Origin of the sequence: Pseudomonas fluorescens, assembly GCF_030344995.1 — a bacterium.
GTDB lineage: Bacteria > Pseudomonadota > Gammaproteobacteria > Pseudomonadales > Pseudomonadaceae > Aquipseudomonas > Aquipseudomonas fluorescens_BF.
Genome location: NZ_CP128260.1, coordinates 4,319,902 through 4,346,125 on the forward strand (window position 1 = coordinate 4,319,902; position 26,224 = coordinate 4,346,125).

21 protein-coding genes are annotated in these 26,224 nt (G+C 60.9%); 8 read left to right on the plus strand and 13 right to left on the minus strand.

What is annotated here, in order from left to right:
* Positions 1-12: 12 nt before the first annotated feature.
* A complete protein-coding gene (locus QR290_RS19285; RefSeq protein ID WP_289203367.1) occupies positions 13-717 on the minus strand; it encodes a YebC/PmpR family DNA-binding transcriptional regulator in 705 nt (234 codons plus the stop codon).
* A gap of 220 nt (positions 718-937) precedes the next feature.
* On the opposite strand from QR290_RS19285, the gene QR290_RS19290 reads away from it, so the two are divergent.
* Complete coding sequence (locus QR290_RS19290; RefSeq protein ID WP_289203368.1) at positions 938-2,344, plus strand: type VI secretion system Vgr family protein; 1,407 nt, start codon at positions 938-940, stop codon at positions 2,342-2,344.
* Between the two features lie 3 nt (positions 2,345-2,347).
* On the opposite strand, the gene QR290_RS19295 is transcribed toward QR290_RS19290, so the two are convergent.
* A complete protein-coding gene (locus QR290_RS19295) occupies positions 2,348-3,745 on the minus strand; it encodes an FAD-dependent oxidoreductase (RefSeq protein ID WP_289205315.1) in 1,398 nt (465 codons plus the stop codon).
* 66 nt (positions 3,746-3,811) lie between these two features.
* Positions 3,812-5,137, minus strand: a complete 1,326-nt coding sequence (locus QR290_RS19300; protein ID WP_289203369.1) for an MFS transporter — start codon at positions 5,135-5,137, stop codon at positions 3,812-3,814.
* Positions 5,138-5,426: 289 nt separating this feature from the next.
* On the opposite strand from QR290_RS19300, the gene QR290_RS19305 reads away from it, so the two are divergent.
* Positions 5,427-6,326 (plus strand): LysR family transcriptional regulator, encoded by a 900-nt coding sequence (locus tag QR290_RS19305; RefSeq protein ID WP_289203370.1) that lies wholly within the window; start codon positions 5,427-5,429, stop codon positions 6,324-6,326.
* On the opposite strand, the gene QR290_RS19310 is transcribed toward QR290_RS19305, so the two are convergent.
* Positions 6,296-7,156 (minus strand): LysR substrate-binding domain-containing protein, encoded by an 861-nt coding sequence (locus tag QR290_RS19310; protein WP_289203371.1) that lies wholly within the window; start codon positions 7,154-7,156, stop codon positions 6,296-6,298. The genes QR290_RS19305 and QR290_RS19310 overlap by 31 nt on opposite strands.
* Before the next feature lie 113 nt (positions 7,157-7,269).
* On the opposite strand from QR290_RS19310, the gene QR290_RS19315 reads away from it, so the two are divergent.
* From QR290_RS19315 to QR290_RS19325, 3 genes are all read left to right on the plus strand, one after another.
* A complete protein-coding gene (locus tag QR290_RS19315) occupies positions 7,270-8,379 on the plus strand; it encodes a 2-aminoethylphosphonate--pyruvate transaminase (RefSeq protein ID WP_289203372.1) in 1,110 nt (369 codons plus the stop codon).
* A 166-nt stretch (positions 8,380-8,545) separates the two neighbouring features.
* Positions 8,546-9,373, plus strand: a complete 828-nt coding sequence (gene phnX / locus QR290_RS19320) for a phosphonoacetaldehyde hydrolase (RefSeq protein WP_289203373.1) — start codon at positions 8,546-8,548, stop codon at positions 9,371-9,373.
* 193 nt (positions 9,374-9,566) lie between these two features.
* The gene (locus tag QR290_RS19325; RefSeq protein WP_115078527.1) at positions 9,567-10,121 is read left to right on the plus strand and encodes a cytochrome b; all 555 of its coding nucleotides are present in this window, start codon (positions 9,567-9,569) and stop codon (positions 10,119-10,121) included.
* On the opposite strand, the gene QR290_RS19330 is transcribed toward QR290_RS19325, so the two are convergent.
* Both QR290_RS19330 and QR290_RS19335 read right to left on the minus strand, forming a co-directional pair.
* Complete coding sequence (locus QR290_RS19330; protein WP_289203374.1) at positions 10,112-11,026, minus strand: 1-aminocyclopropane-1-carboxylate deaminase/D-cysteine desulfhydrase; 915 nt, start codon at positions 11,024-11,026, stop codon at positions 10,112-10,114. The two genes, QR290_RS19325 and QR290_RS19330, sit on opposite strands and share 10 nt — an antisense overlap.
* 41 nt (positions 11,027-11,067) lie before the next feature.
* Positions 11,068-13,107, minus strand: a complete 2,040-nt coding sequence (locus QR290_RS19335; RefSeq protein WP_115078529.1) for an NADPH-dependent 2,4-dienoyl-CoA reductase — start codon at positions 13,105-13,107, stop codon at positions 11,068-11,070.
* Positions 13,108-13,312: 205 nt separating this feature from the next.
* On the opposite strand from QR290_RS19335, the gene QR290_RS19340 reads away from it, so the two are divergent.
* Positions 13,313-14,443: a nitrilase-related carbon-nitrogen hydrolase gene (locus QR290_RS19340; RefSeq protein WP_289203375.1), complete on the plus strand. Its 1,131-nt coding sequence runs from the start codon at positions 13,313-13,315 to the stop codon at positions 14,441-14,443.
* 3 nt (positions 14,444-14,446) lie between these two features.
* The gene (locus QR290_RS19345) at positions 14,447-15,487 is read left to right on the plus strand and encodes an AraC family transcriptional regulator (protein WP_289203376.1); all 1,041 of its coding nucleotides are present in this window, start codon (positions 14,447-14,449) and stop codon (positions 15,485-15,487) included.
* Positions 15,488-15,806: 319 nt separating this feature from the next.
* Here the strand turns inward: QR290_RS19345 and QR290_RS19350 are convergent, their stop codons facing one another.
* Both QR290_RS19350 and QR290_RS19355 read right to left on the minus strand, forming a co-directional pair.
* Complete coding sequence (locus QR290_RS19350) at positions 15,807-16,658, minus strand: DUF2242 domain-containing protein (RefSeq protein ID WP_289203377.1); 852 nt, start codon at positions 16,656-16,658, stop codon at positions 15,807-15,809.
* 92 nt (positions 16,659-16,750) lie between these two features.
* On the minus strand, positions 16,751-17,650 hold the full coding sequence (locus QR290_RS19355) for a LysR family transcriptional regulator (protein ID WP_289203378.1): 900 nt from the start codon (positions 17,648-17,650) through the stop codon (positions 16,751-16,753).
* Positions 17,651-17,771: 121 nt separating this feature from the next.
* Between QR290_RS19355 and QR290_RS19360 the strand changes: the two genes are divergently transcribed.
* Positions 17,772-18,977, plus strand: coding sequence for an MFS transporter (locus QR290_RS19360; protein WP_289203379.1), 1,206 nt, complete (start codon positions 17,772-17,774; stop codon positions 18,975-18,977).
* 59 nt (positions 18,978-19,036) lie between these two features.
* Here QR290_RS19360 and QR290_RS19365 read toward each other — a convergent pair whose 3' ends face one another.
* The 5 genes from QR290_RS19365 to clpP all read right to left on the minus strand — a co-directional run bounded on the left by QR290_RS19365 (position 19,037) and on the right by clpP (position 26,153).
* On the minus strand, positions 19,037-20,908 hold the full coding sequence (locus QR290_RS19365; protein ID WP_289203380.1) for a SurA N-terminal domain-containing protein: 1,872 nt from the start codon (positions 20,906-20,908) through the stop codon (positions 19,037-19,039).
* Positions 20,909-21,139: 231 nt separating this feature from the next.
* Positions 21,140-21,412, minus strand: a complete 273-nt coding sequence (locus QR290_RS19370) for an HU family DNA-binding protein (protein WP_002552737.1) — start codon at positions 21,410-21,412, stop codon at positions 21,140-21,142.
* A 148-nt stretch (positions 21,413-21,560) separates the two neighbouring features.
* Complete coding sequence (gene lon / locus QR290_RS19375) at positions 21,561-23,957, minus strand: endopeptidase La (RefSeq protein ID WP_007951557.1); 2,397 nt, start codon at positions 23,955-23,957, stop codon at positions 21,561-21,563.
* Between the two features lie 163 nt (positions 23,958-24,120).
* Positions 24,121-25,404, minus strand: coding sequence for an ATP-dependent Clp protease ATP-binding subunit ClpX (clpX, locus tag QR290_RS19380; RefSeq protein WP_007951558.1), 1,284 nt, complete (start codon positions 25,402-25,404; stop codon positions 24,121-24,123).
* 113 nt (positions 25,405-25,517) lie between these two features.
* Positions 25,518-26,153: an ATP-dependent Clp endopeptidase proteolytic subunit ClpP gene (gene clpP, locus QR290_RS19385; RefSeq protein ID WP_007951559.1), complete on the minus strand. Its 636-nt coding sequence runs from the start codon at positions 26,151-26,153 to the stop codon at positions 25,518-25,520.
* Between the last annotated feature and the right edge of the window lie 71 nt (positions 26,154-26,224).

Below are 26,224 nucleotides of genomic sequence, written 5' to 3' on the forward strand. Positions count from 1 at the left end.
TTTTCTGGTGTGTCAGCCGGCCAGACCGACGAACATGTCCTGCACGTCGTCATGGTTGTCCAGGCCTTCGAGGAATGCCTCGACTTCTGCCATCTGCTCGGCGCTCAGGCCGCTGACCGGGTTCTTCGGCTGGTAGCCCAGTTTGGCCGACAGCACGGTGAAGCCTTGTTCCGGCAGGGCTTTCTGCACGGCATCGAGGTCGGTCGGGTCGGTCAGGAACAGGGTCACGCCCTCTTCGCCCGGCTCGAAATCCTGGGCGCCGGCTTCGATCGCGGCCATTTCCGGATCCGCGTCCGGGCTGTCCGGCGACGCTTCGATCATGCCGACATGGTTGAAGTCCCAGGCAACGGAACCGGAAGCACCCAGTTGGCCCTTGCGGAACGCCACGCGGATTTCCGCCACGGTGCGGTTGATGTTGTCGGTGACGCACTCGACGATCAGCGGCACCTGATGCGGCGCGAAACCTTCGTAGGTCACGCGATGGTACTGAACGGTTTCGCCCAGCAGACCTGCACCCTTCTTGATGGCGCGGTCCAGGGTTTCCTTGGGCATCGAGGCTTTCTTGGCCTGTTCGACCACCAGACGCAAGTGTGCGTTGGTGGCGGTATCGGCACCGTTACGCGCAGCAATGGTGATTTCCTTCACCAGTTTGCCGAAGATCTTGCCCTTGGCGTTGGCTGCCGCTTCTTTGTGTTTAACCTTCCACTGTGCGCCCATTACTCACTCTCTTGATCTGTGGCGCCGAGACATCTATTGGCCGACGCATGGCGCCAAGTTTATACGGCCTAAAGTCGGCAATCGACCAAAAATTCCGATGCGCATCGACATCTTCTACGCGCCTTGTAGGGCGATTCTGAAAAACCGGTTTGCCACGTCCATTCAACGTCGCGTTTTCGTACCCTCTGTGGCCCGTATTGCCTGAACAGAGCCCGCCCGAATGCTCAATGACAAGGAAAGTCCGTTTTCGCTGACCCTGGCCGAAGGCGGGATAAATCTGCCGGTCCTGCGCTTCAGCGGTCATGAAGCGCTGAATCAGCCCTATCGGTTCGAGATCGAAGTCATGGGCCTGGCGCCCGCGTGGTCCCCCGGCACGCTGCTGTATCAGGCGGCATTTCTGCACCTGGATGACGACCACGGAATTCACGGCATCATTCAAAGTGCCAGCTGCGAACACCGCGCAACGCACCGGATCGCTTACCAACTGGTGCTGATGCCGCATCTGCAAGCGCTGGAACAACATCCCGTGCGCCGGGTTTTCACGCAACTGAACGTGCCGGCCATCCTTGAGCAACTGCTCAGCGAACATCACCTGCCCGCCCACAACTATCGGATCGAGATGACCGTCGGCCACTACCCGCCCCGCCCGTTCTGCATTCAATACGAAGAAACCGATCTGGCCTTTTTGCAACGGCTCTGCGAGGAGGAAGGCATTCACTATCACTTCGAGCATCAGCCAGACGGCCATGTGGTGGTGTTCGCCGATGACAGCCTGAGCCTGCCGCAACAACCGACAGCGATTCCTTTCAACACGCAGATCGATGCGCCGGCAACCGGCCTCAGCAGCCTGTTCCAGCGCCACGAGGCGGTGCTGCCTCAACTGCCCACCGGCGTGCGTGAGCGAGGGCAATCGATTTCGGGCCAGGACGCCGCCAATCACACGCTGGGCGGCGCCGTTGCCCCACCGGGGTTTCTGCCGACCGCGCAGCGTCACGCGGCCCAGCGCAGTCGTCGCCTGCTGGAACGCCAACGCAGCCGGTCGCGTTCGATCCAGGGCCGCAGCGATTGCCCGCGACTGCTCAGCGGGCGTCTGTTGCAAGTCATGGAGCACCCGGTAAACGCGTTCAACGAGCAATGGTTGATCACCGACTTGCGTCATCAAGGTCAGCAACCATCGATACTCGATCCCGTGCCGACGGTTCGCCGCTATCACAACGACTTCACGGCGCTGCCCTGGTCGACCCCGTTTCGCCCGCCGCCGAAAAAACCGCGCCCTGGAATTCCGGGGTATCAATCGGCGCAAGTGCTCGGCGTACCGGGGCAACCGGCGCAAGTGGACGGTCAGGGGCGGATTGCCGTCCGGTTATGGCCTGACCAACCTGATGCCCGCGCCAGCGAAGGGCTGTGGTTGCCGGTGGTCATGCCCCACGCCGGCAGCGGCCTGCCTCGGGAAAGTCTGCCCTGCGCCGGCAGCGAAGTCTGGGTGAGTTTTCTCGACAGCGATCCCGACCGACCGATCCTCTGCCTCGACGCCTGCCGCCCGCGAACGTCGCAGCCCACAGAGACCGAGCCTGACGATGACTTCCTGCTCGACTGGCTGCTCAATCGCTCCGCCCCGCCGCGTTGACGCTTAAGCCTTGTCGGCCTTGCCCGCCGCCGCTGCAAATTTCGCCAGCCGCAAATCAAGATGCCGGGGCCGGCGACCGTGATCCTCGGCGCGCTCCTTGCGGCGAATGGCGTTGCGCACCATCAGTGAGCCGAGGTAACGGATCGGTTCGGGCGGGAAATAGCCCAGCGGCCCGTTGACCAGCGGCGAGCGCGTCCACGGGTTGTCGAGGCCTTGCACCAGCGAAGCGAGAATCTGCCCGCCCATGTGGCACGGCCCGACACCGCTGCCGGAATAACCGAAACCGTAGAACACATTGCCGCTGGCACTCATCTGGCCGAAAAACGGCAAACCGGTGACCGAGCGATCCGACGGGCCGTTCCACGTTGCGTCGACCTTCACATCGGCGAACGCCGGAAAGAAGTCGTCGAGGCTGCGTTTGAGCAATCCGGTATAGGGCGATGGCTGGTCGAACACCGGCAGCATCCGCCCGCCGTAAGCGAAGGTGTTGCCACCCTTGCCGAGCATGATCCGGCCGTCCGGGGTGTTGTGGTAGTAGTGCACGAAAATCCGCGAATCGAGCACGGTGACGCCGCTGGTTAAACCGATTTCCTGCAACCGATCCGGACGCGGTTCGGTGATCAGCATGTCGCTGGAAACGATCGCCACGCTGCGCTCGAACTGCGGGAATGCGCGGGCCATCCACGCGTTCATCGCCAGCACCACGCGGTCGGCGGTCACCCGGCCGTTCGCCGTGTGAAGGCGCGCCGGACGGCCCTCCTCCAGCCCGGTCATCGCCGTGCCTTCATGAATTCGCACGCCCAGTTGCAACGCCACCCGTCGCAATCCGCGCACCAGTTTGCCCGGCTGCACGCTGGCGGCGGCCGGCGAGAACCAGCCTTCCAGGTGTTTTTCCGAACCGGCCATGCGCTGTACATCGGCGACCGGCCGCTGGGTAAACGAGTTGATGCCGTTGCGTTCCAGCGCCGCGATCACCGCATCGGTCGAGCCGCATTGCGCGCGGTTGGTGGCGGTGTAAAGCGTGCCGTCGAGACGGTAATCGGCATCGATGCCGTACTGCTCGCAGAACTCACCGATGGCGTGGATGCTGCGCTCTGATTCCTTTACCAGTCGCACCGCCTCTTCAACGCCGAACAGCCGCTCGAGGGTGAAATATTTCGCCGACCACGACAGTGCACAACCGCCGTTGCGCCCGCTGGCGCCGGCGCCGCAGATGTCAGCCTCGATCAGCACCACATCGAGTTCGGGGTTCTGCTGCTTGAGCATGATCGCCGTCCACAACCCGGTGTAACCGCCGCCAACAATGCACACGTCGGTGCGCACATCGCCTTGCAGCGGCGGGCAAGGTTCGGACGTGTCGAGCTGCAAAGCCTGCTCCAGCCAAAACGGTCTCATGAAAATTCTCCAGTCAGTCGGCCACGGCACAGCCTGCCGCGAGTGCCGCAGCAGGCCGCGAGGCAAGGGTTTTCAGTTACGCAGGGGTTTGATGGTCAGGGCGCGATTGGGCACTGAGGCACGTGGTTCCATGACGCCGACCGGGCGGCTGTTCCAGTGCGGAATCAGCACCAGCGCCGAGAACAGCGCGCAACCGGCGAACACGATGAACACCGTCACCGAGTCAAAGTAGCCCGGCAGCAAACCACCGAGCACCGCACCGACCGAGCCGCAGCCGTTGACGAATCCCGCCGCCGTGGCGCCAGCCTTGGCCTTGCCGAAGTCGATCGCGGCCGCGCCGCTGATCATCGAGTCCGGGCCGTACAGGGTCAGGCCCATCACGAACAACAGTGCCACCACCAACATCACGCTGCCGGTATGCAAGGCGCCCATGAACAGCGCGAGGGTCACGGTCAGCGCCAGCAGGCTCAGCACGCAGGCCGGCATGCGTCGGGCACCGAACAGTTTGTCCGAGGCCAGGCCAATCATGATCGGACCGAGCAACCCGGCCAGTTCAAACGCAGTGGGAATGATCGCCGCGCCGACCTTGCCGACCGAGGGCATCTGTTCGAACACGATCACCGGGCCCCACAGCAGAATCGCGTAACGCGCCGGTTTCAGTAGGAAATACGCCAGCCCCAGCACCAGCACCGTGCGGTTGCGCAGGATTTCCTTGAGCGGTTCCCACACGCTGAGTTTGCTGTTGGCTTCGGCTTCCTCGGCGCTGATGACCGGCTCCGGCTCCACGGCGGGCAGGCCGACGTCTTCCGGTTTGTTGCGCTGAAAGATGAAGAACAACACCGCCACCGACGCGACCACCGCCGCACTGGAAATGAACGCCGCGTGCCACGACCCGATCAGCGTGTACGCCCACCAGCCGGCGAACGGCGACGCCACCAGACCGCCAAATGCATAGCAGGAACTCCACAACCCGAGCACTCGCCCGCGTTGCTCGGAGGGAAAGAAACTGCCGAGGTTCTTGCACAACCCCGACCAGCCGGTGGACTGCGCCAGGCCTTGAATCAGCATGCAGGTGGCGAAGATCGGCAAGGTGGCGAAGCTGCCCATCACCAGCGCCGCTGCAGCGGAAATCAGCAAACCGCCGAGCACCACGACCCGTGGGCCGAAGCGGTCGGCGAGCATGCCCCAGGTGAATTGGCCGATGGCGTAGGCCGCCAGGTAAATCGCGTCGAGGTTGGCCATGGCCATTTTGTCGAGGGTGAAGCTGGGGTCTTCGGCGATGCCCAGTTTGGCCACCGAAAAGGCTTTGCGGGTGAAATAGAACGCGGCGTAAGCGAGCCAGGTGACAGCGAAGATCTGCATGCGCCAACGCGCAATGGTGCCGATGTGCTTGTTCATTGTGGTTCTGACCTCAGGGTGTGAGTGTGCCGGCAGAATCGTTAAGTAAACGCCTGTGTTTTTTATTGTTGAGCACTGCGATATCACCCCGTCCCTTCGGCGATACCGGTCAGATGAGTCCTGGTGTTGCACGCACAGGCTCATGGCCAGCGTCGCTGCCCGATCGGGCAGTCAGCGTTGGCGTGAGCCGATCAAAGCAATTACTGTTTAATAAATAAAATCGATTTATCGTATTTCACACATAAGCTCAGCTTGTTACTAAACTCCGCCTGTAAATGAGGAGCCAGAGATGTCTGTTTCCCACGCCCAGCTCAAAGCCTTTCACGCCGTGGCCGTGCACGGAAGCTTCACCAAGGCCGCCGAGCGGCTTTATCTGACGCAACCGGCGATTTCCGACCAGGTGCGCAAACTCGAAGAACGCTTTGGTGTGTTGCTGTTCCACCGCAACAAACGCTCGGTGCGCCTGACGGATCTCGGCGAACGCTTGCTGGCGATCACCCAGCGTCTGTTTGTGGTCGAGGCCGAAGCCCAGGAGTTGCTGCAGGAATCCCAGGCCTTGCAGACCGGCAGCCTGATTCTGGCGGTGGATGCCCCGGTGCATGTACTGCCGCAGATTGCCCGGTTTTGTGAGCGCTATCCGGGGATCAGCGTGAAGATCGAAACCGGTAACACCGATGAATCGCTGTTTCGACTGTTCAACTATCAGGCTGATCTGGCGTTGCTTGGGCGTGATGTCAGCGATGAGCGTTTGTTGTGCGTGCCGCTGCGCAACGACCCGATGGTGGCGTTCGTATCACGCCATCATCCGTGGGCCGAGCGCGCGTCGATCTGCCTGGAAGATCTGGACGACACGCCGCTGGTGCTGCGCGAACACGGCTCGGTGACCCGTCAGACTCTGGAAGAGGAAATGGCCCGCGCCGGTTTCCGCATCCGCCCGGCGATTCAGGTCGAAGGCCGGGAAGCGGCGCGGGAGGCAGTGGTCGTGGGGATTGGCGTGGGTGTGGTGTCGGCGGCGGAGTTTGGTGCGGACTCGCGGGTTTGCGCGCTACCGATCACTGATTGCACCCGGCGGTTGACCGAAACGCTGGTGTGCCTGCGCGAGCAGAGTTCGCGGCGGGTGGTGGCAACGTTTCTCGAGATGGTGCGCGAGAGTCTTGTTCAGACCGGCGCCAAACCGAAGAACGCCTGAATCAATCTCAACTCCCGCCGCCGCTCCACGCAGCCGATCATGTGTCGGTTAACCAGACCTTCTCCAGCAATGGGAATCGCGACGACACGGGGATCGTGGCTGACCTCCACCGATGACACCACCCCAACTCCCAACTCAGCCGCCACCGCCTCCGTCACCGCCTCGCGGCTGTCCAGCTCCAGCAACACCCGTGGGCTGACCGACGCTTGCGCACAGGCTTGATCGAACGTGCGCCGGGTTATCGAACTCGGTTCGCGCAAGACCATGATCACCTGATCCAGCTCCTTGAGCCTGACCTCGCCAGAACGTGTCGCCCAAGGATGCCCCGCCGGCACCAGCGCGCAGATCCGCGATTCACTCAACGCTTGCAGATGCAGGCCCTTGCGCGGTTCGACTTCGGTCAGCACCGCCACATCGGCATGCTCGGACAACAACGCCGCCAAGGTTTCCTGGGCATTGCCCAACCGCAGATTCACCGTGATCCCCGGATAGCGCGCCCGCAGGCTGGCAAGCATCGGCATGACCATGTGCGGACCATCCGCCGCGACCTCCAGACGCCCCGTGAGCAACTGCCGATTGGCTTCCAACAGCGCCTGGGCCTCTTCGGCCATGCCGAACATCGCCCGGGTGATCGCTGCCAGTTTGGTGCCCTCATCGGTCAGCTCGACCCGGCGCGCCGTCCGTCGCAACAGAGTGATCTGGTAGTGCTCCTCCAGCGCCTTGATGTGCCCGGTGACCGCCGGCTGGCTGATGAACAAGCGTGCGGCGGCACGGGTGAAGCTGCCTTCCCGGGCCACGGCGTCGAAGGCGCGGAGCTGGAACAGGTTCATGAATAACCCTCACTGATGGCTGGCATAACAACAAACAATTTGATTGATGATGCGCCGAATTGCAACGTATGCCCCGTAGCTTCATCCCACAGCGCTATCGCGAGGACACACGAATGAGTACTGCCGCACCCATCCTGCTCACTCCCGGCCCGTTGACCACCTCGGCCCGCACCCGTCAGGCGATGATGGTCGACTGGGGTTCATGGGATGACCGCTTCAACCAACTGACCGCCAGCCTGTGCGAGCAACTGCTGGCCATTATCAACGGCGCCGACAGCCATCACTGCGTACCGTTGCAGGGCAGCGGCACCTTCGCCGTCGAAGCCGCGATCGGCACCCTCGTCCCTCGTGACGGCAAGGTGTTGGTGCTGATCAACGGCGCCTACGGCAAGCGTCTGGCGAAAATCTGCGAAGTGCTCGGCCGCTCGTTCAGCACCTTTGAAACCGCTGAAGACGAACCGACCACCGCCGCCGACGTCGACCGTCTGCTGCGCGCCGACAGCGACATTACCCACGTCGCGTTGATCCACTGCGAAACCAGCACCGGCATCCTCAACCCGCTGCCGGAAATCGCCCAGGTCGTCGAGCAACATGGCAAACGCCTGATCATCGATGCCATGAGTTCCTTCGGCGCACTGCCGGTGGATGCGCAAAAAGTCCCGTTCGATGCGCTGATCGCCGCCTCCGGCAAATGCCTGGAAGGCGTGCCGGGCATGGGCTTCGTGTTTGCCCGCAAGGAATCTCTGGCCGCAGCCGCCGGCAATTCGCATTCGCTGGCGATGGACCTGTTCGACCAGCACAGCTACATGAAGAAGACCGGCCAATGGCGCTTCACCCCGCCGACCCACGTGTTCGCGGCGCTGCACGAAGCGCTGCTGCAATACAACGAAGAAGGCGGCCTGCCGGCACGGCATGCGCGTTATGCCGCCAACTGCCAGGCGCTGATGGAAGAGATGGGCAAACTCGGCTTGCGCAGTTTCCTGCCTGCTGCGATTCAGGCGCCGATCATCGCGACCTTCCACGCACCGAAAGATCCGCGCTACCAGTTCAAGGACTTCTACGAACGGGTCAAGGCCAAGGGCTACATCCTCTACCCCGGCAAGCTGACCCAGGTCGAAACTTTCCGCGTCGGCTGCATCGGCCACGTCACCCCGGCGCAGATGCGCGAAGCCGTCGCGGCGGTGGGTGAAGTGCTGCGCGAGATGGAAGTGCTGGAAATTTAAGCAACACCACAAATCCACTGTGGGAGCTGGCTAGCTCCGGGCGGCGATCCGACGATGGCGGTCTGACATTCACCATGGATGTCGACTGCCAGGGCCTCTTCGCGGGCAAGCCCGCTCCCACAGGTACACCGAACGCCCAAACAACTCATTCCTGCAGGATTTCTCCATGAACTACAACAACCCAACCAAGCTGCAAGCCGCCATCCTCGACTGGGCCGGCACCGTGGTCGACTTCGGTTCTTTCGCGCCGACCCAGATTTTTGTCGAAGCCTTCGCCGAGTTCGACGTCCAGGTTTCCATCGAAGAAGCCCGTGGCCCGATGGGCATGGGCAAGTGGGATCACATCCGCACCCTGTGCGATCAGCCGCAGGTTGCCGAGCGTTATCGCAAGGCGTTCGGCCGCACCCCGACCGACGATGACGTGACCGCGATCTACAACCGCTTCATGCCGCTGCAGATCGAAAAAATCGCCGAGCATTCGGCGCTGATTCCCGGCGCGCTGGAGACCATCGCCAACCTGCGTCAGCAAGGCATCAAGATCGGTTCCTGCTCGGGTTATCCGAAGCAAGTGATGGACAAGGTCGTGGCACTGGCCGCCACCAACGGCTACGTCGCCGACCACGTCGTCGCCACCGACGAAGTGCCGAACGGCCGCCCATGGCCGGCCCAGGCGCTGGCCAACGTGATTGCGCTGGGCATCGACGATGTCGCCGCCTGCGTGAAGATCGACGACACCGTACCGGGCATTCTCGAAGGCCGACGCGCCGGGATGTGGACCGTGGCGCTGATCTGCTCCGGCAATGCGTTGGGCCTGGATTACGAAGGCTATCGCGCACTGGGCAGCGACGCCCTGGCCAGCGAGCGCAAGCGCATTCACGCGCTGTTCGAAGGTTCGCGTCCGCACTACATGATCGACACCATCAGCGATCTGCCGGAAGTGATCGCCGACATCAACAAACGCCTGGCCAACGGCGAGATGCCGCAAAGCAGCTGATTGCATCCATCGCGGCAAAAAACGCCAGTGTCTGCGCGACACTGGCGTTTTTTTATGGGTGTTTTCCGTTAAATCGCTGACTCAGCTCAGTGAAAGCTTTTTTAGCCTCGGGCAAACGCGCCAAAGGGGATTACAGTTAAGACATGCCGTCGCAGAACGGCACGCTTGAGCCCTGAACCGTGAGGAACGCCGTATGCCGTGGACAAATTCCGAATCCCGTTACAGCACTGTGTCGATTCTGTTGCACTGGCTGATGCTGGTGCTGTTGGTGCTGGTGTACGCCAGCATGGAATTGCGCGGCCTGTTTCCCAAGGGCAGTGGCGGTCGCACGCTGATCCGCGAAGTACATTACATGCTCGGCCTGACCGTGTTCGTGCTGGTCTGGTTTCGCCTGTTCGCCCGCAGCCTGGGCCCGGCGCCGAAAATCTTCCCGGCCTCGCCACAGTGGCAAACCACCCTCGCACGCTTGATGCACTGGGCCTTGTACCTGTTCATGATCAGCATGCCGATCCTCGGCTGGCTGATCACCAGCGCCGAAGGTCATCAGGTGATGTTCTACGGTTTCGACCTGCCGTTGCTGGTGAGTGAAGACAAGGTGTTCGCCAAAGAGGTTGAACACTGGCACGTACTGATCAGCACCGTCGGCTACTGGCTGATCGGCCTGCATGCGCTCGCGGGGATCTATCATCATTACGTGGTGCGCGATAACACGCTGCTGCGGATGATGCCCAAGCGCAGTCAGGGTTGACCGTAGAATCCGCGCCGGCCCTGCAAGCCGCCGGTGTGGACGAAGATCAAGCGTGAACCACGGGCAAAGCGACCCGCCTCGATCTGTTGTTTGAGCGCCAGCAAGGCTTTCCCGGTGTACAGCGGTTCGAGGGGAATGCCGCTGGCCTGTTCGGTTTGCGTGATGAATTCAAGCAGCGCCGGATCGACCTTGGCGAAGCCGCCACGGCAGGCGTCGATCAGCTCGTAGCGCCCGGCTTCACCGACAATTGCCTCGACGTTGGCCGCGACGCCGTGATCGTCGGGCACGGCCATTGCGCCATACACCGCATGTTGTCCTGCCTCGGCCAACACCAATCCCGCGAGTGTGGTGCCCGTGCCACAGGCCAGCCACCAACCGTGGTAGTCGTCCCAGCCGAGCTTGCCGAGTTGTTCACTGACCTGATCCTTCAGCGCCGCGCAACCCTGCGCCCCCGGCAAACCGCCGCCACCTTCGGGCACCGGATGCAACGTCGGGTATTGCTCTCGCCACGGCTGCCAGAACCCCGGCTCGTGCCGCGCTCGATAACCGCCAAACCCGAGCCAGTGCAACTGCATGCCGAAATCCTGCAGATCCCTGACCGTCGGCGTGTCCTGCGGATGCCCGCGCAACAGCCCGACCGTTGTGAATCCCAGACGTTTGCCCGCAGCCGCCAGTGCATGCAGATGATTGGAGTGTGCACCGCCCAGGCTGATGATGCCTTCGGCGCCAGCACGGTCGGCGGCTTTCAGGTGCTCGACGAGTTTGAACCACTTGTTGCCGCTGATCAGCGGATCGATCCGGTCGAGACGCAGGATCGCGACCTCAATGCCGGCGGCGGTGAGCCAGTCCAGATGCAGCGGTTCGAGGGGGGCTTGAGGTAGCCAGTCGGTGGGAGGCAGAAACATGAAGGCCGGCTCTGTGCAAAGAGCCGGCATTCTAGGGTGGATCAGAGCTCGGCGGCCAGACGCGAACCCTGATTGATCGCGCGCTTGGCATCCAGCTCGGCCGCCACATCGGCGCCGCCGATCAGGTGCACGTTCTGCCCGGCTTCGACCAGACCGTCGTGCAGCTCGCGCAGCGGATCCTGGCCGGCGCAGATGACGATGTTGTCCACCGGCAGCACTTGCGGCTCGCCGGTTTCGCCGATGCGGATGTGCAGGCCTTCGTCGTCGATCTTCAGGTATTCGACGCTGTTGAGCATCTGCACCTGCTTGTTCTTCAGACCGGTGCGGTGAATCCAGCCGGTGGTCTTGCCCAGACCGTCGCCGACCTTGGATTTCTTGCGTTGCAGCAGGAACACATCGCGCGCCGGAGCATGCGGTGCAGCCTTGATCCCGGCCACGCCACCACGGGCTTCCAGGTTCGTGTCAATGCCCCACTCTTTCCAGAACGCGGCACGATCCTGACTGGTGGCCACGCCTTCATGCACGAGGAATTCCGAGACGTCGAAACCGATACCGCCGGCGCCGATCACCGCGACACGCTTGCCGACCGGTTTGCGCTCGAGCAGCACATCCAGGTAGCTCAACACTTTGGCGTTCTCCACACCCGGAATCGCCGGCAGGCGCGGCGCAATGCCGGTCGCCAGAATGACTTCGTCGTAACCACCTTCTACCAACTTCGCCACGTCAACGCGGGTGTTCAGGCACACCTCGACATTGGTGGTCTGCAGTTTGCGTTTGAAGTAACGCAGGGTTTCGTAGAACTCTTCTTTGCCCGGTACACGCTTGGCGACGTTGAACTGGCCACCGATCTCGCTGGCCGAGTCGAACAAGGTCACTTGATGCCCGCGCTCGGCGGCCACAGTGGCAGCGGACAGGCCCGCAGGGCCGGCACCGACCACGGCGATCTTCTTGATCTGCTTGACCGGCAGGTAGTTGAGCTCGGTCTCGTGGCAGGCACGCGGGTTGACCAGGCAGCTGGTGAGCTTGCCGCCGAAGGTGTGATCGAGGCAGGCCTGGTTGCAGCCGATGCAGGTGTTGATTTCGTCAGCGCGGCCTTCGGCAGCCTTGTTGACGAAGTCCGGGTCGGCGAGGAACGGCCGCGCCATCGAGACCATGTCGGCATCGCCTTCAGCCAGAATCTGCTCGGCGATTTCCGGGGTGTTGATGCGGTTGGTGGTGATCAGCGGAATCTTCACCGAGCCACGCAGCTTGGCCGTGACCTTGCTGAACGCCGCACGCGGCACTTTGGTGGCGATGGTCGGGATTCGCGCTTCGTGCCAGCCGATACCGGTGTTGATGAGGGTCGCGCCGGCCTGCTCGATGGCTTTGGCCAGGGTGACGATTTCTTCCCAGGTGCTGCCGCCTTCCACCAGGTCGAGCATCGACAGTCGGAAAATGATGATGAAGTTCGGGCCGACCGCTTCACGCACCCGGCGAACAATTTCCACCGGCAGGCGCATGCGGTTTTCGTAGCTGCCGCCCCAACGGTCGGTGCGGTGGTTGGTGTGGGCCGCGAGGAACTGGTTAATGAAATAACCTTCCGAACCCATGATTTCCACGCCGTCGTACTCGGCGGTCTGGGCCAGTACCGAGCAGGTGACGAAGTCGCTGATCTGTTTCTCGATGCCTTCCTCGTCCAGCTCTTTGGGCTTGAACGGGTTGATCGGTGCCTGAATGGCGCTCGGTGCGACCTGTTTCGGGCTGTAGGCATAACGGCCGGCGTGGAGGATCTGCATGCAGATCTTGCCGCCCGCATCATGCACGGCGCGAGTGACGATGCGGTGCTTGAGCGCTTCTTCCTCAGTGGTCAGCTTGGCCGCGCCGGAGTACACACCGCCCTCGTCGTTCGGACCGATACCGCCGGTCACCATCAGGCCCACGCCGCCACGGGCACGCTCGGCGAAATACGCCGCCATGCGTTCGAAACCACCCGGCTTCTCTTCAAGGCCGGTGTGCATCGAGCCCATCAGGGTGCGGTTGCGCAACGTGGTGAATCCCAGGTCCAGCGGGGCCAACAGGTGCGGGTATTGAGTGGCGGTCATCGTTAACTCCACAGCGAGCGATCACGGAAAATGCGGGAGCTCTGCGTCCCCCGTCTGTCATGTTCGACAGATTAGGAGTCGCATCGCTGTCACTCAATGACCGTAACTGACAAGTTATTGATCCAAATGCGCAGCGCCCCTTGGCAAGTCGGGGCTGGCGCCCTACCCTGTCCGCACACCCTGTACCCGGCTGTTGTTGGATTTCATGCGCAAACTTCTGTACCTGACTTTTTCCATGGCGCTCATCGCCGCGCTCACCTTTTACGCCATGTGGGCGGCTGACCGTCCGGCCGGTCATTACCTGTCGGACCTGCGGATCAAACTCGCGGTCGATCAGGGCACCCCCGCCGACCGTGGCAACCTGCTGGGCATCCAGCCCGAGCTGTTCCCCACCGACTACCAAAGCCCCGAACGCCTGCATCGCAAACTCGCCGCCTATTTGCAGCAGGCTCAGGATCAGGGGCTGTTGAATGAAAAAACCGTGGTTATCCTGCCGGAGCATGTCGGCACCTGGCTGATGATCAGCGGCGAGAAGGACGAGCTGTACCAGGCTGCCACCCTCGCCGAAGCGATGAACTGGCTGGCGGCGAGCAACCCGGTGCAATTTGCTCGCGCCTGGCTCACCGCCAAGGGCAGCAGCCGTCTGGATGACGCGCACCTGCGCATGAAGTCCCGGGACATGGCCAAGGACTATCAGGCGCTGTTCGGTGGGTTGGCGAAAGAATTCCACATCACCCTGGTGGCCGGCTCGATCGTGCTGCCTGAACCGAACATCACCGACGGCCGGCTCAAGGCCGGCAGTGGTGCGCTGTACAACAGCACCGTAGTGTTTGGCCGTGACGGCGCCCCGCTCGGCCAGCCACAGCGGCAGATGCGCCCGATCTTCGATCAGGACGAAGCATCCGGCACCCGCGAGGCTTCCCGGATCAATGTGGTCGACACTCCGGCCGGACGTCTCGGCGTGTTGATCGGCAGCGACAGCTGGTATCCGGACAACTACCGCAAACTCGACGAACAAGGCGCGCAACTGATCGCGGTGCCTGCGTTTGTCGTCGGTCATGGCGTTTGGGATCAACCATGGAAGGGTTACAAAGGCTTGAGCCTGCCGGACTCGGTCAGCCTGAAACCGGGAGCCGTCAGTGAAGGCCAGGCCTGGCACCAACTGACCCTGACCGCGCAACCGTCGGCCAGCAAGGCGCTGGCCGGCATGAGTGTGTTCTTGCGCGGGCAGTTCTGGGACAAGCCGAGTTCCGGGCAAAGCTTCCTCAGCAGCAACGGCCAGCAATTCGCCGACAGCGAAGCCCGTGGCGCGCGCCTGCTGAATCTCTGGTTGTAACCCATGAAACCGCTGCCGATGCGTCTCGGGGATCTGTCGGTGGGCTTCGTTCACAGCTTGGCCGATGCCGTGCGCAGCCATGACGTCGATCCGCTGCCATTGCTCGAACAGTACGGCCTGGATGCCGCACGCCTGGCCGAAGCCGGGGCGCGTCTGTCGATTCCGCGCTACATGCGCCTGGGGCATGGCGCGATCCAGCTGACTGGCGATCCGGCACTGGGTTTGCGCATGGGCGGGCTCAGTCGCTTGAGTCAGGCCGGGCTGGCCGGTGTGACCGCCGCGCAGGCGCCGACGGTGCGCGAAGCCGCTCGCTGTCTGACTCGCTTCGAACCCTTGTACGGCTCCAACTATCGCGGCCAATCGAGTTTCCACGAGGACGCCAGCGGTGCGTGGCTGCGCTTCTACTCGATCAGCCCGTACAACGCTTACAACCGCTTTGTGGTGGATTCGATCATCGCCGGCTGGCTGCATCAGTTGTCCAGCGTCAGCCCCGAGCCGTTGCGTGCCGAACGGATCGAAATCGAATTCGACAGCCCGGATTACCGTGACGCTTATGCAGTGCTCGGCGAATGCCCGATCCAGTTCGGCGCCGAACACAATCAACTGCGCCTGAGCCTCACCAGCCTGGCCCAACGCAACCCGGAACATTGCCCCAGCACCTGGAAACATTTGCTCGGCTTGTGTGAACGGGAACTGGAGCAATTGACCCGCACCCGCAGCCTGCGTGAACGCATCACGCAATTGCTCGGGCCGTTGCTCAATGGTGGCCGGGAACCGGATCTGGAAGAAGTGGCGGCACGCCTGAAGCTGCCGACCTGGACGTTACGGCGAAAGCTGGCCGAGGAAGGCACGCAGTTTCGCGCGATCCTCAATGACACGCGCCGTGATCTGGCGATGACCTACATCCGCGACACCGAACTGGCATTCGGTGAAATTGCCTACCTGCTGGGGTTTGCCTCGGCCGAAGCTTTCCAGCGCGCCTTCAAGCGCTGGAACGGCCAGACACCGGGCGAATTTCGCCGCAGTCACCGCAAGCCAGGCTGACGCATCACAGCTCGGTGGCGTCTTCCGCAGGCTCTGGTGAGTCCAGTTCGTAAGCCTGGAACTCGAGCAGTTCTTCTTGATAGTCATCCATTGCGTAATCCCCCTACTGCTTGCTTGAAATGGCCTGGAACAAATGACCAGTGCCTCGAGCATAAAGTGCCCGTGTGAAGGAAAAATGAAACGCGGCCTTCATGAAATAAACGTAGCAGGCGGTCAGGAATTTATCGCGGGAAAATTTTCGACGGGGCTGGCAGGAAGAAGCTCAAGGGATACAGCAAAACGCCACGCGTCCGACAGAGTCGGAGGCGTGGCGTGAAGTTTACTGCCCGGAGGCAGGCATGGCCGGAATCGGCTCGGAGGGCGGTGGCATGTCTGTCGGATTGGCCGGCGGCGTGATGGTTTCCGTCGCAGGCGCAGGCTCGGCAACCGGTGCCGGGGTGATCGGCGCGGCTTCGGCCGGCGGTGCTACCGGCTCGGAACTGGCCGGGGTCGCTTCTGCAGGCGCTGGCGCCGCAGCAGGCTCGGCGGCCGGCGCTGGAGTCGGTTCAGCCGCAGGGGTTGGAGCCAGGGGAGCCGGCGCTGCTTTGGCTTCCGGCACACCCAGGTCGGTCTTCGGTTTTTCAGTGATGTGCGCGGCTTTCTTCGCATCGGCCGGCAGGAACAGCTCGACCAGTGTGAAGAAGCGCTCGTAGAACTTCTGCGACGACACGGTTTCGCTGGCCACCTTGACCATCGAATCGTCAGACGAGCCGATCGGCATCGACACCGAGCCCAACACGCCAACTCCGAGGCTGGCCGAGTTGTTGGTCTTCTTCAGCGCGTAGCGGTCCTGCAGAGCGTTGGCGAACACGGTGGCGTGATGGCCGGCGCTGCCATCATCGGCGCACACCACGTTGAAGCTGATCTCCAGGTGGGTTTCGCCGGTCTGCTGAAAGCTCTTGTGGCCGCTGACCAGTTTCGGGTCATTGCTGGTAATGATGTAGCCCTGGCTGAGCAACGCTCGGCGGGCCGCTTCGCAACTGGCGGTGTCGGTCACCGGGTAATTGCGCGAAAAGGTGCCGGAGTCGTCGAAATTCTCATGCTCGTAGATAGGCTTGTCCTTGGAGCAGCCGGCAGCGGCGGTCAGCAACAACGCCAACCCGATGAAACGCACGGGAATAGAATTCAACATTAAACATCCTGAGGGAAAACGGTCCGGGGCGTATTGTGCAACAGATCGCTGCCCCGCGGCGTATGGATTAGTGTCTTAAAACAGTTACAACTCTATCGACCTTCAGTGGCAGGAAAAAGTCGCGCCGATAAATGATCGACGAACACGCGCAATTTGGCGGTTGCATGCCGACTTGATGGCCACAGGACCCAGAACTGCCCGACGTGTTCCAGATGCTCATCCAGCACGCGCTGCAGGCGACCCTGCTGCTGCGCCTCAAAGATCATGAAGTCCGGCAGACAGGCGATGCCCAGCCCCGCCAGCGCTGCATGCCGCACGGCCTCGATCGACGTACTGACCAGGCGTGTCGGCAAGGTCGTCTCGGGCGCGCCCTCCTCGCGCTTCAGCGGCCAGGGCTCAAGTTTGCCGGTGGCGTGAAACGTATGGCGCAGACAGGCGTGTGTCGTCAGTTCGGCCGGAGTCAGCGGCTCGCCGCGCTCGCGCAGATACCCGGGACTGGCCACCAACACCATGTGAAACTCGCCCAACGGTCGCGCCATCAGTCGCGAATCTCGCGGCTTACCCGTTCGGATCACAGCATCGAAGCCTTCTTCAACCACGTCCACCATGCGGTCGGTCAGGTCAAGATCCAGTTCGATCTGTGGGTACAGCGCCATGAATTCATTCATGACCGGCATCATCAGGTCATGCACCTGCGGCAGGCTGACCCGCAATTTGCCGTGAGGCGCCGCTGCGGCGTCGCACAGTTCAAATTCCGCCGCTTCCACTTCGGCCAGAATCTTGCGGCAACGTTCAAGAAACAGCGCGCCTTCGCTGGTCAGCGTGATGCTGCGAGTGGTGCGGTGAAACAACCGCACATTGAGCCGTGCCTCCAGGCGGGCGATGCTTTTGCCGACCGCCGACGAAGACACGCCCTGCAAGCGTCCCGCCTCGGTAAAACTGCGGGTTTCCGCCACCTGCACGAACACCGAAATACTGCCCAGGCTGTCCATTCATCCCTCGCTGATTCACGACATTCTTGTCCGAGATGTTCGGAACCCTAACCTGTTTTTCCCGAATGTGCAGCGCCCTACCCTATGGCCTTCGTCTCCTTTGGCAAATGGAAACCCGCCCATGAACGATGCGCCACTCACTTCCCCCACGCTCGCCGGCACCGTCGAGCCCGCAGAACGATTACCGCTGGGCGCGCTGCTCGCGCTGGCCACCGCCGGCTTCATCACCGTGCTGACCGAGGCGATGCCCGCCGGCCTGCTGCCGCAGATGAGCGCGGGGCTTGATGTCTCTCAGGCACTGATCGGGCAACTGGTCACGCTGTACGCCGTCGGTTCGATGCTGGCGGCAATTCCCCTCACCATTGCTACCCGAGGCTGGCGTCGGCGCCCACTGCTGCTGTCGGCCATTGGCGGCTTTGCCATCGCCAACAGCATCACTGCGCTGTCGGAACTGTACTGGCTGACCCTGATTGCACGCTTGATAGCAGGCGTGTTCGCCGGGCTACTTTGGGCTTTGCTGGCGGGGTACGCGAGCCGGATGGTCGCACCTCACCTGCAAGGCCGGGCCATTACGGTGGCCATGCTCGGCGCGCCGCTTGCGCTGTCGCTGGGCATTCCGGCCGGCACCTTGTTGGGCACCACAGTCGGCTGGCGCCTGAGCTTTGCGATCATGACCGGGCTGACGTTGCTGCTGGTGATCTGGGTGCGTTGGCAAGTGCCGGATTTCGCCGGTGAACGCGCCGGAAAACGCCTGCCACTGCGTCAGGTGTTTACCTTGCCGGGCGTGCGATCCGTGCTGTTCGTGACCCTGTCCTACGTCGTCGCGCACAACCTTCTGTACACCTACATCGCGCCATTTCTGGAGCCATCGGGACTTGGCGCAGAAATCGACCGAGTGTTGTTGGTGTTTGGCCTGGCGTCGGTATTGAGCCTGTGGATCGTCGGCAGCCTGATTGATCGCTGGCTGCGTCAGTTGGTGCTGATCAGTGCCACGCTGTTCCTGCTGTCGGCGATTGCTCTGGGTCTGTGGCGCGAATCGCCGGGCGTGGTCTACACCGCCACCGCGGTTTGGGGTCTGGCGTTCGGCGCGATGCCCTCGCTGCTACAGACGGCCCTGGCGAAAACCGCCAAGGAGGCTGCCGACACCGCGCAGTCGATGCTGGTGACCCTGTGGAATGTCGGCATTGCCGGCGGCGGGCTTGCGGGCGGTCTGCTGCTGAACAACATGGGCGTCGGGAGTTACCCGTGGATTGTCGCGGGTCTGTTGTTGCTGACCCTGTATGCGACCGTCAATGCCCAAAGCCATGGTTTCCCGAACGCCGGATAACGCGCATAAAAAAGCCCCGGATTTCATCCGGGGCTCGGGTCTTGCGGCTCAGCCAGGCATCAGAAACGCTTGATGTCGGCTTCACTTTCCAGCTGTTTGCGGTACGCCGCGAAGTCTTGCTGGCCCACACGCGATGCGAGGAAGCGACGGTATTGCGCTTTCTCTTCATCGGTCGGAGCCGCTGCTTCGTTCACGCCGTTCAGGCGCACGATGGTCAGGCTGCCGTCCGCCAGCGTGACGCTGGTGAAGGTCGGCTTGTCCTTGGCAGCCGGTTTCGGCATGCGGAACAGCGCTTGCAGCACCGCTGGATCAACGCCTTCCTGAGCGCGGTTCGCCGCTTCAGTGACTTTCCAGCTCTGACCGTCAACCGCCTTGTCCAGCGGGGTCTTGCCATCACGCAGACTGGCGATCAGTTGCTCCGCCTTGGTCTTGGCAGCCGCGCTGGCGTGCTCTTTGGTCAACTGGGTGCGAATGGCAGCGGCCACGCTTTCCAGCGGCAATTGAGCAGGCTTCAGGTGCTCCTTGGCGCGCAGCACGATCACGGTTTCCGGATCCAGCTCGATGGCGGTGCTGTTGGCACCCTCTTCCAGCACTTCGGTGCTGAACGCAGCCGTCACAACGGCACGGTTGGCTGCAACGCCTTCGCCACCTTCACGGCCGAACGGCTTGGAGGTGTGCACGGTCAGTTTCAGGTCCTGCGCTGGCTGGGCCAGGTCGGACGCTTCGAACGAAGAGTCTTCCAGTTGCTTGGTCGCCTCGACGAAACGCTGCTCGACTTGCTGGGTTTTCAGATCGCGGGTCAGCTTGTCTTTCAGGCTGGCCAGAGTCGGCACTTCAGGCGCTTCGACACCCAGCAGCTTGATCAGGTGGAAACCGAAGTCGGTGCGAACCGGCTCGGAAACCTGATCCTTGTTCAGCGAGTACAGGGCTTTTTCGAAGGCTGGATCGTAAACGCCAGGACCGGCATAACCCAGGTCACCACCATTGTTGGCCGAACCCGGATCCTGCGAGAACTCCTTGGCCAGCGCTTCGAACTTCTCGCCCTTGGCCAGACGCGCCTGGACTTCTTCGATCTTCGCCTTGGCTTGAGCTTCGGTGGTCTTGTCGTTGACTTCGATCAGAATGTGCGCCGCACGACGCTGTTCCGACAGGTTGGCGATCTCTTTCTGATACGCCGCCTGCAGGTCTTCATCCTTGACGGAGACCTGATCGAAGAACGAAGCCTTTTTCAGCTCCAGGTAATCGATGACCACTTGATCCGGGGTCATGAATTCCTTGGCGTGCTCGTCGTAGTAAGCCTTGACCTCGTCATCGGTCAGCTTAACGGCCGAAGGGTCGGCCTTGATGTTCAGCGTGTCGAAATCGCGGGTCTGTTTTTCCAGACGGGCGAAGGCCAGTACCTGAGCGTCGGTCACGAAACCGCTGCCCGCCACACCGGCGCGCAATTGGCCGATCAGCATTTCCTGAGCCAGCATCTGGCGGAACTGCATGCGGGTGTAGCCCAGTTGACGGATCACCTGATCGAAACGGTCGGAGCTGAACTTGCCGTCGACCTGGAATTCAGGCGTCTGCAGGATCACTTGGTCCAGGGCCGCTTCGGAGAAAGCGAATTTCGATTTTTCTGCGCCTTGCAGCAGCAACTTGCGATCGATCAGACCCTTAAGGGCCGATTCGCGGAGCATTTTTTCGTCGAGCAAGGAAGCGTCGAAGTCCTTGCCCAGTTGTTGCATCAGCTGACGGCGTTGCATATCCACCGCCTGGCTCAGCTCGTTCTGGCTGATTTCTTCACCGTTGACCTTGGCCGCCTCATTCTTGTGAGTCGTGGCCTGGAAAATGGCGTCGAAACCGGTCAGAGCCATCAGTGCAACGATGACTCCGATAATGGTCTTGGCAATCCAGCCTTGTGAATTGTCCCTGATATTCTGCAGCATGCGTCCCCCAGAAACGGTTGAACTTCAAAATTAGGCAACCGTGGAGCGTGGGTAGAATCCGGATAGAAGAAAGGCGCATCCGAGGATGCGCCTTCTCGTAACTGGCGGAGCGGACAGGGCTCGAACCCTCGATCCCGGTGTGACAGGCAGCTATTCCAACCGCCTGCTCTACCGCTCCGCTGCCAAGTCAGGCATGACCCCGACCCGGATGGGTAAAAACCTGAATCAAACTTAGTTGACGGCTTCTTTCAGGGCTTTACCGGCTTTGAAACCTGGCTTTTTGGCTGCCGCGATTTCCAGAGTCTTGCCGGTCTGTGGGTTACGACCGATGCGAGCTGGACGATCAGTCACGGAGAAAGTACCGAAGCCAACCAGAACAACGGAGTCGCCAGCCTTGAGAGCGCCAGTGACGGATTCGATTACAGCGTCCAGCGCACGGCCAGCAGCAGCTTTCGGGATATCAGCGGATGCAGCGATAGCATCAATCAGTTCCGACTTGTTCACTCTAAGTCCCCTTATATCTATTTGAGTATGATTCTAAGTTTTTTGGTGAAAGCAAAAACGAGTGCTGAATGGCCTACAGACACTTAAGAGCCGCTTTATAACAAGGGCTCTAAAAAGCTGTCAAGGAAGCCCCCCAGGCAAAAGCGTATTAATGCGTGCTAATTCTTTCCTTAGAGTCAGACTCACGTTTTTCGTCCTTGGCAACTATCTCCGGAGCCACATCCGGCAAGGGCTCCGGCGCGTATTGCAGCGCAATTTGCAGGACCTCGTCAATCCATTTAACCGGTTTGATCTGCAGATCCTGCTTGATATTGTCAGGAATCTCCTTCAGATCGCGCACGTTCTCTTCCGGAATAATCACTGTCTTGATTCCGCCACGGTGAGCGGCCAGCAGTTTTTCCTTCAGACCACCAATGGCGAGCACTTGACCACGCAGGGTGATCTCGCCGGTCATGGCGACATCGGCACGCACAGGAATGCCCGTCAACGCCGACACCAGCGCAGTACACATGCCTACACCGGCGCTTGGGCCGTCTTTCGGCGTAGCGCCTTCCGGCATGTGAATGTGCGTGTCGCGCTTCTCGTGGAAGTCCAGGGGAATGCCCAGACTCTTGGCACGGCTGCGCACCACGGTCAGGGCCGCAGTGATCGATTCGACCATTACATCCCCCAGCGAACCGGTCTTGATCAATTGACCTTTACCCGGCACCACAGCGGCTTCGATGGTCAGCAGTTCGCCGCCCACCTGAGTCCAGGCCAGGCCGGTCACTTGACCGATCTGATCCTGCTGCTCGGCCAGACCGTAGCGGAACTTGCGAACGCCGAGGAAATGCTCCAGCAGATCAGCTGTCACTTTTACCGAGAAGCGTTTTTCCAGCGCGTGCTCTTTGACCGCCTTGCGGCAGACCTTGGCAATCTGCCGCTCGAGGCCACGCACACCGGCTTCGCGGGTGTAGTAACGGATGATGTCGCGGATCGCTTCTTCGTCGAATTCCAGCTCGCCCTTCTTCAGGCCGTTGGCTGCAATCTGCTTCGGCGACAGGTACTTGACCGCGATATTGATCTTCTCGTCTTCGGTGTAACCCGGCAGACGGATCACTTCCATCCGGTCCAGCAGCGCCGGCGGAATGTTCATCGAGTTCGAGGTGCACAGGAACATCACGTCCGAGAGGTCGTAATCGACTTCCAGGTAGTGGTCGTTGAAGTTGTGGTTCTGCTCCGGATCAAGCACTTCCAGCAACGCCGACGCTGGGTCGCCACGCATGTCGCTGCCCATTTTGTCGATTTCATCGAGCAGGAACAGCGGGTTTCGGACGCCCACTTTTGTCATCTTTTGAATCAATCTTCCTGGCATCGAACCGATGTAAGTCCGACGGTGACCACGAATTTCCGCTTCATCACGCACGCCACCGAGGGCCATGCGCACGAATTTGCGGTTGGTGGCATGGGCGATCGACTCGGCCAGCGAGGTTTTACCCACGCCCGGAGGACCGACCAGGCACAACACCGGACCACGGATTTTCTTCACGCGTTTTTGCACGGCGAGGTATTCAAGGATGCGTTCCTTGACCTCTTCCAGGCCGTAGTGATCGGCGTCGAGAATGTCTTCGGCACGGGCCAGGTCCAGACGCACCTTGCTCTGCGCCTTCCACGGCACCTGAACCAGCCAGTCGATGTACGAGCGCACTACGGTGGCTTCGGCGGACATCGGCGACATTTGCTTGAGCTTGTTCAGCTCGGCAGTGGCCTTGGCCAGGGCATCTTTTGGCAGACCGGCAGCGTCGATACGCTTTTTCAGGTCTTCGATTTCGTTGTGGCCTTCGTCGCTGTCGCCGAGCTCTTTCTGAATGGCCTTCATCTGCTCATTCAGGTAGTACTCGCGCTGACTGCGCTCCATTTGCTTTTTGACGCGGCCACGAATGCGTTTTTCGACTTGCAGCAGGTCGATCTCGGCGTCCAGCAAGGCCAGAACGTGCTCGACCCGTGCCGACAAATCGATGATTTCGAGGATTTCCTGCTTCTGCTCGATCTTCAGCGCCATGTGCGCGGCCATGGTGTCTACCAGGCGGCCAGGCTCGTCGATGCTGTTGAGCGACGACAGGACTTCAGCCGGGACTTTCTTGCCCAGCTGCACATATTGCTCGAACTGCGACAGCAGACTGCGCACGAACACTTCGGATTCGCGCTCGGCGGCGTCGACTTCGTCGATCAACGAGACTTCGGCACGGCAGTGGCCATCGACTTCGCTGAAGCGCTCGACAGCGCCACGCTGCTCGCCTTCGACCAGAACCTTGACGGTGCCGTCCGGCAGCTTCAGCAACTGCAGAACAGTGGCGATGGTACCTACGCGATAGAGAGCTTCTTCACCGGGATCATCGTCAGCCGGGTTTCTCTGGGCCAACAGCAGGATCTGCTTGTCGCCCGTCATCGCGGCCTCGAGGGCTTCGATGGATTTCTCGCGCCCCACGAACAGCGGGATAACCATGTGCGGATACACAACGACATCACGCAATGGCAGGAGAGGCAATTCGATGGTGGTCTTCATGATTTCGCCTCTACGGCGGCCATATGGCCGTAATCAGATGGAATTAAGCTTGAAACCAAGATGGGGGCTGACTTGAAAAAAAACAAGCGCAAAGGGGATGTAAAAAACGACATAAAAAAAAAGAGGCCCGAAGGCCCCTTCTTTGTTCCGGCAGACCGGGCGCTTACGCGTCCGGTGCAGCCTTGGCAGCCGGCTCACTGTTTTCGTAGATATACAGTGGCTTGGACTTGCCTTCGATCACGCTTTCATCGATCACGACTTTGCTCACCTCGGATTGCGAGGGGATTTCATACATCGTGTCGAGCAGCACACCTTCGAGAATCGAACGCAGGCCACGGGCACCGGTTTTACGTTCCAGAGCACGCTTGGCGACCGATTTCAGCGCGTCGGAACGGAATTCCAGATCCACGCCTTCCATCTCGAACAGCTTGGCATACTGTTTGGTCAGGGCATTCTTCGGCTCGGTGAGAATCTGCATCAAAGCAGCCTCATCCAGCTCGTCCAGCGTCGCCAGGACCGGCAGACGACCGACGAATTCCGGGATCAGACCGAACTTGACCAGATCGTCAGGCTCGACTTCACGCAGGGATTCACCGACTTTCTTTCCTTCTTCCTTGCTGCGCACTTCTGCGTTGAAACCGATGCCGCCCTTGGTGGAACGGTTCTGAATGACCTTCTCCAGACCGGAGAACGCGCCACCGCAGATGAACAGGATGTTACGGGTATCAACCTGAAGGAATTCCTGCTGCGGATGCTTGCGGCCACCTTGCGGCGGAACGGAAGCGACCGTGCCTTCGATCAGTTTGAGCAAGGCCTGCTGCACGCCTTCACCGGAAACGTCCCGGGTGATCGACGGGTTGTCGGACTTGCGCGAAATCTTGTCGATTTCGTCGATGTAGACAATACCCATCTGGGCTTTCTCTACGTCGTAATCGCACTTCTGCAGCAGCTTCTGAATGATGTTCTCGACGTCTTCACCTACGTAACCCGCCTCGGTGAGGGTGGTTGCGTCGGCGATGGTGAACGGAACGTTCAGCAAGCGGGCCAGGGTTTCGGCCAGCAGGGTTTTACCGGAGCCGGTCGGGCCGATCAGCAGGATGTTGCTCTTGCCGAGTTCGACGTCGTCAGCCTTTTTGTCACGCTGGTTCAGACGCTTGTAGTGGTTGTACACCGCTACCGCCAGAACCTTTTTGGCACGTTCCTGACCAATTACATACTGATCAAGGATGCCGCTGATTTCTTTAGGCGAAGGCAATTTATGCGCGCTGCTTTCGGCCTGTGCTTCCTGCACCTCCTCGCGGATGATGTCATTGCACAGGTCGACGCACTCGTCGCAGATAAAGACCGAGGGGCCGGCAATCAATTTGCGCACTTCATGCTGGCTTTTGCCACAGAAGGAGCAATAGAGCAGCTTGCCGTTGTCCTCGCCGTTGCGGGTGTCAGTCATTCGTTCGATCCAAATCCGATAGGCTTGCAACACAAGATGAAGGCTATTGCGGGCTTTTTCAAGCCCGCCGCTGATCAGACGCGCCGACCAAGCCTATTTTGAGCTGCTTATTTTTAAGCTGGGCGCTGGTTGATCACTTCGTCGATCAGACCGTATTCCTTCGCAGCTTCTGCACTCATGAAGTTGTCGCGGTTGGTGTCGCGTTCGATTTCTTCAAGCGTACGACCGCTGTGCTTGGCCATCAGCGTGTTCAGACGCTCGCGGATGAAGAGGATTTCCTTGGCATGGATTTCGATGTCCGATGCCTGGCCCTGGAAACCGCCCAGTGGCTGGTGAATCATCACGCGCGAGTTAGGCAGGCAGAAACGCTTGCCAGGTGCACCGGCCGTCAGCAGGAACGCGCCCATGCTGCACGCCTGACCGATACAGGTAGTCGATACGTTTGGCTTGATGAACTGCATGGTGTCGTAGATCGACATGCCCGCTGTCACCGAACCGCCCGGGGAGTTGATATAAAGATGGATGTCCTTGTCCGGGTTTTCCGCTTCAAGGAACAGCAATTGCGCGCAAATCAGGTTGGCCATGTAGTCCTCTACAGGACCTACCAGAAAGATCACTCGCTCCTTGAGAAGACGCGAGTAGATGTCATAGGCGCGCTCGCCACGAGCAGATTGCTCGACAACCATCGGGACCAGGCCGCCGGCGGCCTGGATATCAGAGTTCTGCTGAATATAGGAATTACGGAACATGCTCTGCAGTCACTCCCAAATAGTCATGTCTTGAATACGCATAAGCCAGCTCGAAGGCTGGCTTATGGTGT